Origin of the sequence: Streptococcus parauberis NCFD 2020, from assembly GCF_000187935.1 — a bacterium.
Taxonomy (GTDB): Bacteria; Bacillota; Bacilli; order Lactobacillales; family Streptococcaceae; genus Streptococcus; species Streptococcus parauberis.
This window is the reverse complement of sequence record NZ_AEUT02000001.1, coordinates 248,536-263,993: the sequence shown is the minus strand read 5'-3', so window position 1 is coordinate 263,993 and position 15,458 is coordinate 248,536. Positions and strand designations below refer to the sequence as shown.

11 protein-coding genes are annotated in these 15,458 nt (G+C 35.3%); 2 read left to right on the top strand and 9 right to left on the bottom strand.

Features of this window, described 5'->3' with window-relative positions; genetic code table 11:
- Positions 1-73: 73 nt before the first annotated feature.
- The 4 genes from rfbD to dnaG form a co-directional block, all read right to left on the bottom strand.
- On the bottom strand, positions 74-925 hold the full coding sequence (gene rfbD / locus SPB_RS01330; RefSeq protein ID WP_003103693.1) for a dTDP-4-dehydrorhamnose reductase: 852 nt from the start codon (positions 923-925) through the stop codon (positions 74-76).
- Positions 926-1,016: 91 nt separating this feature from the next.
- Positions 1,017-1,355 (bottom strand): metal-sulfur cluster assembly factor, encoded by a 339-nt coding sequence (locus tag SPB_RS01325; protein ID WP_003104519.1) that lies wholly within the window; start codon positions 1,353-1,355, stop codon positions 1,017-1,019.
- Positions 1,356-1,508: 153 nt separating this feature from the next.
- Positions 1,509-2,618 (bottom strand): RNA polymerase sigma factor RpoD, encoded by a 1,110-nt coding sequence (gene rpoD / locus SPB_RS01320; RefSeq protein ID WP_003105447.1) that lies wholly within the window; start codon positions 2,616-2,618, stop codon positions 1,509-1,511.
- A gap of 8 nt (positions 2,619-2,626) precedes the next feature.
- A complete protein-coding gene (gene dnaG / locus SPB_RS01315) occupies positions 2,627-4,438 on the bottom strand; it encodes a DNA primase (protein WP_003103627.1) in 1,812 nt (603 codons plus the stop codon).
- Positions 4,439-4,564: 126 nt separating this feature from the next.
- Here dnaG and mscL point away from each other — a divergent pair, with 126 nt between their 5' ends.
- Positions 4,565-4,945 (top strand): large conductance mechanosensitive channel protein MscL, encoded by a 381-nt coding sequence (gene mscL, locus SPB_RS01310; RefSeq protein ID WP_003104850.1) that lies wholly within the window; start codon positions 4,565-4,567, stop codon positions 4,943-4,945.
- A gap of 109 nt (positions 4,946-5,054) precedes the next feature.
- Here mscL and rpsU read toward each other — a convergent pair whose 3' ends face one another.
- The 5 genes from rpsU to rexB all read right to left on the bottom strand — a co-directional run bounded on the left by rpsU (position 5,055) and on the right by rexB (position 14,318).
- Positions 5,055-5,231: a 30S ribosomal protein S21 gene (gene rpsU, locus SPB_RS01305; RefSeq protein WP_000048058.1), complete on the bottom strand. Its 177-nt coding sequence runs from the start codon at positions 5,229-5,231 to the stop codon at positions 5,055-5,057.
- Positions 5,232-5,358: 127 nt separating this feature from the next.
- Positions 5,359-6,171, bottom strand: coding sequence for a transporter substrate-binding domain-containing protein (locus SPB_RS01300; protein WP_003104103.1), 813 nt, complete (start codon positions 6,169-6,171; stop codon positions 5,359-5,361).
- A gap of 14 nt (positions 6,172-6,185) precedes the next feature.
- Complete coding sequence (locus SPB_RS01295) at positions 6,186-7,316, bottom strand: aminotransferase (protein ID WP_003104056.1); 1,131 nt, start codon at positions 7,314-7,316, stop codon at positions 6,186-6,188.
- 110 nt (positions 7,317-7,426) lie between these two features.
- Positions 7,427-11,065 (bottom strand): helicase-exonuclease AddAB subunit AddA, encoded by a 3,639-nt coding sequence (addA, locus tag SPB_RS01290; protein ID WP_003105105.1) that lies wholly within the window; start codon positions 11,063-11,065, stop codon positions 7,427-7,429.
- Entirely contained in the window at positions 11,055-14,318 is a 3,264-nt protein-coding gene (rexB, locus tag SPB_RS01285; RefSeq protein WP_037621282.1) for an ATP-dependent nuclease subunit B, read from the bottom strand. Before rexB ends, addA begins: the two co-directional genes overlap by 11 nt.
- 187 nt (positions 14,319-14,505) lie before the next feature.
- Between rexB and ypfJ the strand changes: the two genes are divergently transcribed.
- On the top strand, positions 14,506-15,450 hold the full coding sequence (gene ypfJ / locus SPB_RS01280) for a KPN_02809 family neutral zinc metallopeptidase (RefSeq protein WP_003103764.1): 945 nt from the start codon (positions 14,506-14,508) through the stop codon (positions 15,448-15,450).
- The last annotated feature ends 8 nt before the right edge of the window (positions 15,451-15,458 follow it).

Sequence of the window (15,458 nt, the reverse complement as noted above, 5' to 3'; positions counted from 1 at the left end):
CATAAAAGACTAGCAATAGCGATATTTTACCAATAGAAAAAGCCAAAGAGCTATGGTCTTTGGCTAAACTTTTTTATTTTTCTTCTTGTTTGTAAAACTCTTTTAAGGCATCTTGCCAAGTTGGAATCACAAAACCTGTAGCTTTTGCTTTATCTAAATTCATTGTAGAATTTAGTGGACGTTTTGCCTTAGCCGGGAAAGCAGATGAATCAACTGGAGTAACTTCAACATTTGTATCTTTTAAAATTTCTTTTGCAAAATCATACCAAGTTGTATCTTCTTTAGCATCATTTGACAAGTGGTAATAGCCAAAATTTTTATTGTTTTCAGCTAAATAGGTCATAAATTCTGCTAACGTTCGTGTCCATGTTGGACGACCATGTTGGTCATCAACAACAGTTAATTTTGGATGTTTTTTTGCTAACTCTTGCATTGTGAAAACAAAGTTTTTGCCATAATTCCCAAAAACCCATGCCGTTCTGATAATGTAAAATTTATCTGCATATTTTTCAACTGCTTCTTCACCTAAACGTTTTGTTCTACCATATTCAGTTTTAGGATCTGGGACATCAGTTTCTAACCATTCTTCTCCAACTGGTTTTTGACCATCAAAGACATAGTCTGTTGAGATATAAACTAAGGTTGCATTATGATTTCCACATGCTTTTGCAATGTTTTCAGTGCCATCAACGTTGATTAATTGATTAAGTTTTTTGCCTTCGTCTTCAGCAGCATCTACAGCTGTGTAAGCTGCACAATGATAGACTAGAGTGGGTTTTACTTGTGAGAAAACTTCTTCTACTTTTTCAGGATTTGTGATGTCCATTTCTGCTACATCTACAGCGACATACTCTTCATTTCTTTCATCTAATAAATAACGAAGTTCTGTACCTAGTTGTCCATTGCTACCTGTAATTAAAATCATATATTTTTCTCCTTAAACTTGCTGTAATCAAGTATATAACTATCATATATTTTACAATAAAAAAAGGGATATTTCATCCCTTTTATACTTTTTATCGAATTCCTAGAGCAATTCGTGCATAACGACTCATTTTATCGACTGTCCAAGCCGGATACCAAACAAGTTTCACATCCACCGAAGTCACTTCTGGAACATCCTTCATAACATCATGAATTTGGTCAGTCAAGAGATCGGCTAGTGGACAACCCATGGTAGTTAAGGTCATATCAATTTGTGTATGACCATCATCCTTAAAATGAATTTCATAGATTAAGCCAAGATTGACAATATCAATTCCCAATTCTGGGTCAATTACCATTTCAAGTGCTTCTAAAATACGATCTTTAATTTTAGCAATTTGTTCGTCAGTATAGTTTTTATCATCAGTCATGGCTCATATCTCCATATTTCATCTATTTCAAGGATTTTATTCTTTCTTGATCTTCTAGGCTCGTTTTATATTTCAAGCTCACCGTTAAAAAGGTCCAAACCAGTTTTCTCTTTAATTTCTAGGAAAACCGCTGATAAGTGTCACTGGCATTTATCAGTCCTCAATAAAGTCTCTTAATTGTTTGCTTCTGCTTGGGTGGCGGAGTTTGCGGAGTGCTTTGGCTTCAATTTGACGGATACGCTCTCTTGTAACGTTGAAAACTTTACCAACATCTTCTAAAGTACGCATTTTCCCATCATCAAGACCAAAACGTAGTCTCAATACATTTTCTTCACGGTCAGTTAATGTATCTAAAACTTCATCTAATTGTTCACGTAAAACAACACGTGTTGTATAATCTACTGGATTTTCAATCACTTCATCTTCAATAAAATCACCAAGATGGCTATCATCTTCTTCACCAATAGGAGTTTCAAGTGAAACAGGTTCTTGAGCAATTTTTAGAATTTCACGTACTTTATCAGGTGTCATTTCCATACGCTCAGCAATTTGTTCTGGCGTTGGGTCTTGTCCTAATTCTTGTAACAAATTACGTTGTTCTCTAACTAATTTATTAATCGTTTCGACCATATGTACTGGAATACGAATAGTACGTGCTTGGTCGGCGATGGCACGTGTAATTGCTTGGCGAATCCACCATGTTGCATAAGTTGAAAATTTAAAACCTTTAGAATAGTCAAACTTATCAACTGCTTTCATAAGCCCCATATTACCTTCTTGAATTAAATCCAAAAATTGCATGCCACGACCAACATAGCGTTTAGCAATAGATACTACAAGACGTAAATTAGCTTCAGCCAGACGTTGTTTAGCTTCTAAATCGCCTTCATCAACAGCTACTGCTAATTCTTTTTCTTCTTCACCAGTTAATAGTGGAACAACCCCAATTTCTTTCAAGTACATACGAACTGGATCATTTACCTTAGCTGAATTACTTCCGATTAATTGCTCATCTGTAAGTTCTTCAGGTTTTGGTTCTTCAACAACATATTTAGATGAAGGATTTCCTTCTTTATCTGTGATAGAAATACCGCCATCAGTCAGGCGTTCTAATAAATCATCAATTTGGTCAGCATCTAAAACGAATGGGATAACTAATTTTTCTGTAATTTCATCATCAACTGCAGATCCTTCTTTTTTATGATTACGAATAAAATCTGCAACTTGAACGTTAAAAGTTGTAATATCGTTTTCTTTGGCCATTTTTTCCTCTATTCCATATTTCGTTTTTGCGCTATTAGATTTTCCAAAACTTCTAAGGCTAATTGATGGTCACCCTTATTGCTTGATTCTCTAACTTGTTTTCCTTGTTTATGAATATCTCTTTCTTTTAATAATCGCTGGCGCTTTTGCAGTAAATCATCAATCTCACCTGGTGCTACTTCTACAGGGAGACTTTCTTCTAATACGCGATAATAAGCTTGGGTGACTTCTTGAGAAAGTTGAGATAAATCCAGGGGACTAATTTCCCCATTAGTTTTTAATAACTGATACAACTCTTCTAAACTAGGTGTATCAAAATAAAAATTTTCTTTAGTTCGAAATTCATTTAATAAATAATCATTATGAATTATCCGGTGTAGTAAATGATTTTCCGTGCGAACTAAGGCTGTTATACTCTTACTAATAGGTAACGTAACCAAGGTTGATTCCGATTTAACAATCTGACCTTGTCGTTCTTGTCTATCTTGTAGTCGGTAACTGTTAACAGACTGTTCAACTTGTAAGTAATCAAAATCTGGTAATAAATCAGAAACACGATTAATGTATGAATTTTGTGCTGTTATAGATGGATCAGCTGCAATAATTTTCGCTATCTTTTCAACGTAAGCAATCTGAGACTGCAAATTATCCATATTTTCGGGTAAAAAGTAATCGATAAAAAATTCTGTGCTACTAATTCTAGAATGACTAAGTAGATTTGCCAACTCTTCTTCAGAATTCTTTTGAATAAATTCATCTGGATCCATCTGATTTGGAATTCTAACAATTTCAACTTGAAACTCTTTTAATAAATCTAGAGATTTAGCAATTGCATTTTGACCAGCACTATCACCATCGTAAGTGATAACGATTTTCTTAGTTAATTTTTTCAGATGATTGACATGCTCTTGAGTCAATGCCGTCCCCATTGAAGCGATAGCATTTTCAAAACCTGCTCGATAAGCAGCAATTACATCCATAAACCCTTCCATCAAAAACACTTCATGTGTTTTTGAAATAACAGGCTTGGCCTTATCTAAATGGTAAAATTCAAAGGATTTATTAAAAAGTACTGTAGCTCTTGAATTCTTATACTTAGCAATTTTGGCCGCTTGATCTTTTTCAGTCCATATCCGTCCTGAAAATGCTATCGTACTACCTCTTTCATCAGTTAATGGGAACATTATCCGATTTCGAAAGGCATCATAAATGGTATTAGATTGCTCCGATAAATTAAAAAGGCCCGAAGCTGCTAATTCTTCTTCACTGTATTTTTTTGATAAGCTTTGAAAAAGATAGTTACTTTCATCAGGCGCCAAACCAATATTAAAATGCTCTAATAACTCATCTGTCATCCCTCTATTATAAAGGTAGTTCCTAGCGTTTTGCCCAACAGTTGTCGTCATTAAGACAGCGTGGTAAAATTTCAAAGCATCTTCGTGAATTGCTATTAATTGTTGGTGAGCTGAGACACGTGGACTATAGTCTTGCCTTTGTGAGGCTATATTGACCGCCATACCAGCTTTTTCAGCTAAAATTTCAACGCTTTCTAAGAAAGGAACTTGCCGATATTCTTCGACAAATTTAAAAACATCTCCAGATTTGCCACAACCAAAACAATGAAAAAATTGTCGGTCTTCTATCACATTAAATGAGGGTGTCTTTTCTTTATGAAAGGGACACAGTCCTAAATAATGTCGACCTGATCGTGAAAGACTGACAACTTCTCCAATGACATCAACAATATTTAGGCTATTTTTTATTTGGGAAATCATTTCTTTATCAACTGCCAAGACTTCACCTCCCCACAAAAATCCCATTTTAATTTTATCTTTATTATATCACTTGAAAAGAATTTTGTAAATTTAAAAAAACAAGGTTAAATTGGTTGTCATTTTCATAAAATTTATGTTATGATAATCTTAATTAAGAAAAGGGGAATTCTAATGATAAAAGAATTAAAAGAATTTTTATTTAAAGGGAATGTGTTAGATTTAGCTGTAGCTGTTGTTATTGGTGCTGCATTTAAAGCAATCATTGACTCTTTAGTTGCTGATGTGGTTACTCCACTTATTTTAAACCCAGTATTAAAAGCTGCTGGTGTTTCTAACATTGCTGAATTAGTATGGAATGGTGTTAAATATGGTAGCTTCATCGCTGCTGTTATCAACTTCATAATCGTTGGTACTACTTTATTCTTCGTAGTTAAAGCTGCAAATAAAGCTATGAGTTACCGTAAAGTTGAAGAAGAACCAGTTATCGCTGGTCCTACTCAAGAAGAACTACTTGTTCAAATCCGCGACTTACTTGCAAGCAAAGAAGTTTAAGAAGATATAAAAAATGGAAGCCTTTGGCTTCTTTTTTTTTCGGGGCCATTTTGAAGAAGAGAATCAAAAGCAGTCTTTCTTACGAAAGACTGCTTTTATGTTCTATAAATTAGAATTTTTTACGTTTGCGAGCTGCTTCTGATTTGCGTTTACGTTTTACAGAAGGTTTTTCGTAGAATTCACGTTTACGTGATTCTTGAAGAGTACCAGCTTTAGTTACAGAACGTTTGAAGCGACGAAGTGCATCGTCAAGTGATTCATTTTTACGTACTACTGTTTTTGACATGTGTTTCACCTCCTCAAGATATCGTAACATTTTCACGTTCTTAACTATATTACATGACTTTTCGGAAAATGTCAATAAATTTTTCATGTATGGATTCTTTTGGAGGAATTAAACTTTGACAAGAATTTTAATCAACTGCTTTTCCTGTTAGTTTTGCTGCTTCTTTTATAAATTTTTTATAGCCATCCTTAGCTTTTAGTTTAGTTATCACTTTGTTTGTTGTAGCTTTTAACTCCTTGCTGCCTTTTGGCATTGCTACTGCTTTTGCATCACCTTCACTAGTTTTTAGCTTATAATCTGCAATTGCTAATTCAGGATTTTGAGCAAGATAACCTTCTGCTACTGGTCCTTCTAAATCAACTGCGTCAACTTGACCAGATTTTAATTCATTGACAGCTTCACTCATAGCAGTTAACGAAACGATGTGCGATGATTTCAATTGCTCTTTTGACAACCCCTCTTCTATCGTCCCTTTTTGGACAGCCACTTTTTTGTTGGCTAAACTATCCAAATTTTGTAATTGATTTTTATTTGATGCTTTAATCAAAATTGCATTTTCAGTAGAATAGTATGGTTTTGAAAAATCATAAACTTTTGCACGCTCTTCTGTATAAGAAATTCCTGAAATGGCCATATCTGCTTTACCCGTTTGAACACTTGATAAGACATTATCAAAACTCATCGGTGAAATTTCTAATTTGACACCTAATTCATCAGCAATAGCTTGTGCCAATTGAACATCAGAACCGACAATTGTATCTTTGCCATTTTGCAATGTTTTGAATTCAAAAGGTGCATAATCTGGACTAAGAGCGACGACTAATTTTCCATCCTTTTTAATCTGATCTTGGAGACTTTCCTTACTGCTGTTACCACAAGCAGATAAGCTTAAAAGAGCCATAGTTGCAACTACACTAGTTAAAATTTGTTTTTTATTCATGATAAATTCCTCATCTATTTTTTATTATCTGCTTGATACTTGTTTAAAGCTAAGCTCAAGCACTGTAAGCCCGCAATTAAGGTTTCCTTTTTGCAGGTATAGCCAATTCTGACATATGACTCACGGGCAAAGCGATTACCCGGTACAACCAAAGTCTCATATTCGTTTAAAAGGTACCGACAAAAGTTTTCAATTGGACCTTCAATATCAAGTTTGACAAAAGCTGTCGAAACTTTTTTGGGTGCGATCATACTTGCTTTGTCTTCTTGAGTTACCCACTCTTGCAAAATGGCCAGATTTTCACTTACAATCTGTTCATTCCTTTTGAGAATTTTATCTGAGTGAGAAAGGGCTAAACTAGCCACCTTGTCATCAAAGACGCCTGCACAAATCATTGTGTAATCCCGATAATTTTTTATTTTCTTACATATGCTTTCTGCAGCAGCTATCCAACCAATCCTAAGGCCAGGTAAGGAAAAAGTCTTGGATAAACTGTTGACGCTAATTCCTTTGTCATAAAGGTCGACAATTCCTAACAATTGATTGCTCTCAAAGGAATGATAAACTTCATCAGACAAGAGATAAGCGCCACAGGACCTAGCAATCTCCACCAGCTCCAGGAGATAGTCCCGATCCATATAAGCTCCAGTAGGATTGTTAGCATTATTGATAGTAATCAACTTTGTCTTAGGTCCAACCAGATTTCTTAATTCTTCTAAATCCGGCAACCAATTATTTTCTTCTTTAATGTGCCAGTAGTCAATAGATGCCCCCATTGACCGCGGAAGATCATAAAGTTGTTGGTAACTGGGATAATGAGCAATGATTTGATCACCAGGCTCAACCAAAGTAAAAAGGACGGTCAAGTTGGCACCTGTTGCCCCATTGCTCTGCAGGATATTCGAAGCTGTTTGATTCCTGTATAAATTTGCAACAGCTTGCTTGAACTGAGGTGACCCTTCAATCCACCCATAGTCCAGAGTTGTCTTGGCCAATGTCTGGTAGAATTGAGTCCTGTTTGTTCCAGTAATGTCAAATAACTCATTTAGTGAGAGAGAAGAAATGGAGACACCAGCTATATCATATTTAGCCAATTTTTCGTTTTCATTTAACCATTCTTCAACTCCAAAAATTGGTAATTGCATATCTCACCTCCTGTATAATAATTAATAGAATATAGTATATTTATTCTATTGTCAAGTCTATTTGCATAATTATTCCAAGAAAAAAAGAGCTGAATGTAATCAACTCTTTTTTATAAGGTTATTATTTCAACTTTTTTTCCACCAAGTAGGACTAAATGTTTTTCAATTTTATGAATGCCATAGGCTTTTTGGAGAGCTTCTGCATATAGTTCCATTTGGTCTTGGTAACGATGGCCAATATCAAGAGGATTCTTGTACTTGTCCGTTTTATAATCAAAAAGGATAATTCTATCATCAAAACGTAAGAAACCATCAATGATCCCACGAACAACAAATTTTTCGTGGCTGGCATTATCCATTTTGAGCATGGCAAATGGTGCTTCACGATATAAACGTTCTTTATTTCTTTGAAGCATTTGACCTAATTCAGTATGTTCAAAGAAATCAAACACCATATTGAGGTTTAATGCTGCTTTAACTTCCTCACTTGCATCAATTAACCTTTTAGCTTCTTCAACATCATCTAAGCTAAGAGAATCAGAGATGGGAATTCGCTGCATTAGTTCATGCATTGCTGAACCAATATCACTAGCCAATACTGTTTTTTCTTTTGAAAAATCAGGCAAGACAATTTCAGCCGGTAAAAATGGTGTTTTACTGATAATGTCAATCCCTTCAGAAGGCATAATTGGTTCATAAAACTTCTTAATTTGACTTGGGGTACGAACTGTTGGTAAAGTAATCGCCGCGTGGTATGTTTGATTTAGCTCTTGGACTTTATCCAACATATCAATGGCACGCGCAATCTCATCAGTCTGCCGGTTATTTTGGAGATTATCAGGATCTAAACTATGTTTGTTTTCTAAATGGCCAATTTCTTGATCAGTAAGTTGACTATCATCAATATATGCTAGATTAAAATGCAAGTCTTTTAGTGGAAAGGCAGCCTGGATAGCGAGAATCCATTCTTGAAAGCTTTGCATACTTTCTCTTAAAGCTTTCGGTAAGTGGTTTCCTTCTTTTTGACCATCAAATTTATCTACTAATTTCTTTTGACTTCCTTTACCAATCAAATACAATTTTTTCTCTGCTCTGGTCATCGCCACATAGAAGAGTCGCATTTGTTCTGATAGGGTAGCAAAGATTAACTCCTGACGATTCATTTGGTAAGGAATTGTTTCCAGATAAACTTTTAGACTAGCCAGTTGATTAGCTTGTAATTTGTCTTTTAAATCAGCTAAAAATTTAATTCCAGCCCCACGGTGGCGGCTTAAAATCATCGGTGAGTGGATATCTTTCAAGGCAAATTTTTTATCACAGTTTAAGATAAAGACATACTGAAACTCTAAGCCTTTCGATTTATGAATAGTCATGATACTAACCGCATCTTTTGGTTTCGCAACATCAACATCAGCCAAGTCATTTTGACTATTTAGAATTTTATCAATCATTCCGATAAACCGTGTTAAACCTTTAAACCCTGTCTTCTCGAATTGCTGTGCCCGTAAGGCAAGTGCGTACAAGTTGGCCTGAGCCTGTTCAGCTTTCGGTAATGTTCCAACAAAATCAAAATAGAATCGATCATTATAAATTTTCCAAATTAGGGAATACAATGATTGCTTCTGAGAATAGGTTCGCCATTGACTAAGATAACTTAGAAATTTGCCAATTTTTTCGGCTAATTCAGTAGTAATTAATTGTCGCTGCTGACCCTGTCCACTTTTTGCTAGTTTTAATTTTTCATAATAACTATCTAACTTTTGAGTTTGGCTTGTCTGCAAAGCAATTCTTGCCAATTGATCTTCGTCAAAGTTAAACATTGGCGATCGCATTAAGGCAACCAAAGCATAGTCATTATAAGGATTGTTGATGGATCGAAGGGTTTCTAGCATAACCATGACTTCTACTGACTTCAGATAGTTTTCTTGACCGCCATCTGCCACTAGTGGTATGCCGTACTGATTAAAGGTTTGAAAAATACTGTCATTACGCGTTCTGGATGAGACCAATAAGGTAATTTCTGAAAAGGGTACAGCTTCTTCTTGATGAAGACGGATTATTTCTTTTGCTACAATCTTGACTTGACCTGGGCTAAGGTTGTCATTGTCACTTTCTGAATCAGGTTCAGGATTACTTGTCTCATCTGTGTCATAAATCCAGACTTGAGCTTGATTACTTGTTTTCAGTTCTCTTTGTTTTGCACTTCCTGGGATGAGACGATGATTGTCATCATAAAGGATATCACCAATTTCTTCATCCATCAAATGAGTAAATATAGCATTTGTTACATCAAGAACTTCCGATTGACTCCGGAAATTTTCTTTTAGTAGGATTAATTTCCCTTGATTTGGATCTTCCTGATACGCTTTAAATTTACTATTAAAGATTTGTGGGTCAGCTTGACGGAAGCGATAAATCGATTGTTTTATATCACCTACCATAAAACGATTATGCCCACTTGATAATAAGTCAAGTAGTCGTTCTTGCATGTGATTGTTATCCTGATACTCATCAACCATTACTTCATGGTACTTATCTTGATACAGCTGTCTAATCTCTGGGTATGTTTCTAGAAGAGCAATTGCAAAATGAGCAATGTCTGAAAATTCAAAAGCATTCTCAATTTTTTTGCGATCTAGATAAGCATTTGAAAAATCAACAACAAAATTTTTCAGAAGGATTAAAAGTGGGATACTTTCTGCTTGATACTGAATAATGGTATCAAGATGACGTAAGTTTCTTAAGCTAGCATTAATTTGCTTATAGACTTGATAGGCGATTTTGTTAACTGTAATAGAATCTCCTGCTGGTAATAAGTTTGAAACTTCGTTAGCTAAATGACTTATCTTATCTTTATCTTCAATATAATTAAACTCATTAGCGTTCTGCTCTAAGTAATCAATTATTTTTAAGTGTCCTGTATACTTAGCCGTTGGTTTACCATCTTTTTTCTCTTTTGGATAACCTTCCATCTCAGTTAAATCACGTAATTGCTTTGCTGTTTCAGACATGATTTTGAGGAAATCAGTGATAATATAATCCGGTAAATCAGCATAGCCTTGGTAGTCTTGTGCTCCTTTTAAGAAAACCTCATCTAGCCATAATAAGGGATTTTCCGTTGATTGACTGAAGGTGTAGACCTTATTGACAATTTCCTTAAAACCATTTGAATCCTTGCGATTTCCAGAAAAGTTTTTGACTAATCTGAGGAAGTCACCAGTCTCATCTGATGCCATGTAAATTTCAAATAGGTCCTTATAAATAATATCTTTTATAACATCTTGCTCAGACTTGTCTTGCATAATGCGATATTTGGGCGCAATTCCTAAGGTATAACCATATTCTGAAATCAACTTTTGGGTGAAGGAATCCATTGTTCCTATGTCAGCTATGTGTATAGACTGGAGTTGGTAATTGAGAAAAGATTTCATCTCATAATCATCACTAGCTTTAATTGCCTCAACTAATTTCTTTTCAAGACGTTCTTTTAATTCCGTAGCTGCTTTAACAGTAAATGTAGAGATAAACATTTCCTCGATTGCAACTCCACGGAGAAGCTTATCTATGATTCGTTCAACCATAACAAAGGTTTTACCTGAACCAGCTGAAGCTGATACAAGAACATTTTGTCCACTTGTATAAATGGCTTCAATTTGCTCAGGTGTCCGTTTTTGCTTTTTATTAGAACTTGCTTCATGTAATTGCAAAGCTTTGATTTGATCAGCAGTTAAAAATGGCTTAAAGTTCATTTGGACTCACCTCCTTTTTCATCATGGTTAAAAATCCTTCCCTTTTTTCTCTAGTCGGAAGGGTCACTAATTGACGAGCTTGACCCATATCAAGATCAGATTCAAACCTTGTAATTGCTTTTAGTTGATCTCCCTTAACAGTTTTTCCATCCTCTGTATATGGATTAATCAAGAAATGACCTCTACGAATAAAACCTTCAGCTTCCTCATAGAGAAATTGATTAAAGGCGACTAATTGATTTACTTCTTCTTGGCTATACAAGTTATTTTTAGTTTGGTAGGAACCGTCTGAAAGCTTCTCTTTTTCATCTTCTAAGAAAATACCTTTATAAGTTAAATCTTTGTATACTTCCTCAACTAATTTATCATCCAACTGTTTAAAATCTTTTAAATCTAATTTAGGATCTTGTAAATGTAAGTACATAGCACCAAAAATAGAAATCGCTTTTTCTTCTGTCGACATGGCTGCCGCTTTTTCTCTTAAGGCTGCTAAATAGGTAACTAGCTGTGAATTTAAGCCATTGTAAAAACAGCCGATGTCAAATTTGTTAGCACTTGACTTGTAATCAACAATACCAATACTATCATCAACAAGTTGATCAATCCTATCAATTTTACCTTTGACTAATAAGGACTGAGTAATTGGCAATTCAAATGCTTCTTCCTGACTTAAGACTTTAAGATTCTGATTAAGTTTTAGAATGCCTGCAGTTGATTTTGCGATATCTTCTAAAACTTGTAAACTGTATCTGCCCTGCGCATCTTCCAAATAAAAATGTTTAAATTGATTGTTTTGACGTGTTACATTTAAGGCATCCTCTACCTTCTGGTCAAAATCAATTGGACGATGATCGCCCATAATTGTTTCAAATACTTTGTGTAAATAGGTTCCGTGTTGGCGAGCATCTGGATGGATAGTTTGCAATTCTTGCAGACCAAGAACATATTGCAAGAAATATTTGTATTGATTATCAAAAAAGACAGTCAAGGCAGATGTTGAAAGTGACATTGGTTTTTGCTCAGGATACCTTAATGACATGACTTCTTCACTAATAGCCTTAGTTTCCAAATGATTTTTTGCTTGTGGAAACTGAAGATTTTCATTTGCAAGGCGTTTCTTTAAGTAACGAAGCATAACTGTCCAGAAATTTTTATCTTCTTCTTGCAATTCACCTTCAATAGCACCACGATTTATTTCAACGAGTTGTGATAACAAGGACTTATAGTTACCAATATCTAAGTCAGTTCGTGACAGATTATTTTTCCCTTTTTCTTCAATCGGAATACCATATTGATGAACTGATTTCAGATAAGTAGACATATCCTCAGAGGACTCATTTAACATCAGCGGATAGCTTAAAAGTAATTCTTCTGTTGCTGCATTAAACAATGATAAGGCCGTAAAATGATTCTTTTTGGCATTATCCTGACTTGCAAGGTCAAATCGATGGAAATAATCCTGATCTTCATTAGTTTGACTTCTTTCTTGATCAGAAATAAGACTGGTATTTTTTGTCTTCTTAGGAAAATTATTTTGAGTCAATCCTAAAGCCATTACAAAGGGCTTACTGTGAGGTTCTACTAGATCATAAGATTTAACAGTGACCACATCTAATGTTGCAGGAACTGCACGGTAATTAGCAGCTTGCATAGCCATTTTCAAAAGGGATAAGGTTTGATCTAAAGTCAACTTTTCATTTGCAAAGACTAGTTGGAAATCCTCTAGAATAGATACGAAGGTTTTCCAGACTTCCTGATCACGCTCTTGTTCATTTTCATCTTGCACTGTCATCATCTCTTGAAAGTTCTTCGGCAAGTCGACTGCATTTAAGAGTGTCATTAGTTTCTCGAGAAGCGACAGCCCTTTTTGCTTCTGACTTTTGAATAACTGGGCTAAATTACTAAAGGAAAACTCTCTGATCTGGTTCACTATTTCCAAATCAAAACGAAAATGATTATTGCCATCTGTTGAGTTTACCTCAAATGGACGTGAAAACTTGGTGTAACCATTAATATCAGCAAATTCAACATAAGCTTCAAACTGATCAACCCAGTCTTTCTCAAAATGTCCAAAGAGCCCTGATTTCAAAAGGTTAACTATGTCCTCCCGACGCCAATTATAGGAACGACATCTCTCCAAAGATTCTACAAACTGAACCAAAGGATGATGTAAAATCGCCTCCGAGCGACCTAAATAATATGGAATCTCATACTTATCAAAAACGGGACCAATTTGCGCCTGATAAGCCTCAACATCGCCTAACAGAACTAAAATGTCCTTATAGCGATGACCCTGATACAACTTTTGGCGAATAGCTTTGGCGATATGCTCAAGTTCCTCTTTTTGATTGAGCGATTGCCAGATATGAATCCGCTCTCGAGCTTGCGCTGGCAACATTTTGTCGGTCTGAGTAAAGTCCGCTTCAGCCTCCAATAATTCACTTAAGAGACCAAACTCTTCATGAAATGATTGTTGACTAGTAACATACTCCATCTTAGCCTGAAAATGACCAGATAAGTCCCTCATAAAATCTAAACTGGCTTGATAAAGATTTCCTTCAATATATGATTTGGCTTGTGCTTTTTTACTGATGTAGGTTCCAATCACGACTTCTTGACACTTATCGTTCAAGGCTGCAACTAACAATTCTTCTTCTGCAGAAAAACGGGTAAAGCCATCAATAACAAGCACAGTTGTCGATAACTCTTGGTCTAAATGGCCTTGTATTATATGGTCAGTTAGAGAATTAAGAGGATTCTCTTGAACTAAGGATTCTGCTTGCAGTACTTCTTCAATTTTTGTGAAAATAGTAATTAAATCATGTGCTTTACGTTCGTTTTCAAAAGAAATATCGAATACAGATAAATTTGAAATTTTTAATTCTTTATAAAGGTCTTTTAACTGTTCGACAAAGGTTAAGTCAGCTCTCAATTGACTATAAACAGATAAATCATCCTCTGTAAGTTGCATAATACTTCTGTAAATCACCATCACTAATGCTGCGTCAGTCAATGAATTAGAATGATTATCAATATCAAGTGTAAAATAACGAGCCAATTGAGCAAATCGAGTAATCGTAATATCAAACGAGGCTTCTCTATCAAGTAATTCTAGGACCGATCGTTCCTTTTCAAAAGATAATGAATTTGGAGCAATATAAAAAACCTTGCTACCAGTTTGTGCATAATCTTGAGCATGGTTGACTAGAATCTGTGTTAAAGAATTATTTATATCAGTATATAGTAATCTCATCATTACCAACTCTCTATATTTAGTATTCTCATTATACCAAAAATAATGTTATTAAACTGTCCCCAAAATGATGATTCTATTGAAAAAAATAGCGCTTTCGATTAAGAAATCAAGCAATTCTCAGCAAAATAAATTATAATATAAACATGAACCACAAGTTATTATAAAGAGATAAAGGGGATATTACATGAAAACAGATAATATGAGAGAAAGTTCGAATGTTGAAGATAGACGCGGTGAAACGTCAGGATCCTCCTACGGTGGGGGATTTGGTGGCGGAGGCGGTGGGGGAGGCCTTGGCATGCTCCTACAACTACTCTTTTCAAGAGGCAGTTGGAAATCTAAAATCTTAATCCTCATTGTTATGTTAGTAATGGGAGGTGGCGGCCTCTCTGGAATCTTTACAGGTGGTGGACAAGAAAGCACTGGTAATAATAGTTCTTATCAATCTACAAAGGTCACTGAAACAAAAAGTGCTGATGCCTCTGAAGAACAAGTGAAATTTGTTAGTAAAGTTTTTGCTTCAACTGAAGATTACTGGACACAGCAGTTTGAAAAAGAAGGTAAAACTTATGATAAACCAAAATTGGTTCTTTATACTGGATCAATTCAAACAGCCTGTGGTCAAGGGCAAGCTGCTGCTGGACCTTTCTATTGTTCAGGAGATAATAAAGTTTATCTTGATATTTCATTTTATAACGAATTAAGTGATAAGTATGGGGCGGCTGGTGATTTTGCCATGGCTTATGTTATCGCCCATGAGGTAGGTCACCATGTGCAAAACTTATTAGGAACAACAGAGGAATATGCTCAAGCAAGACAAGGAAAAAGTGATACCGAAGCCAATCATATGAATGTCCAATTGGAGTTACAAGCTGATTACTATGCTGGAACGTGGGCTAAATATGTTCAAGGTGAAGGCCTTTTAGATAAAGGAGATATTGAAGAAGCTATGTCTGCAGCAAATGCTGTTGGTGATGATAAATTGCAAAAAGAAGCTTATGGTCGAACAATGCCAGATAGCTTCACTCATGGTACTTCCGAACAACGTAAACGTTGGTTTGATAAAGGTTTAGAATATGGAGACCTTCAACACGGGGATACATTTGCCGTACCATATGACGGATTATAAAAAAAAGG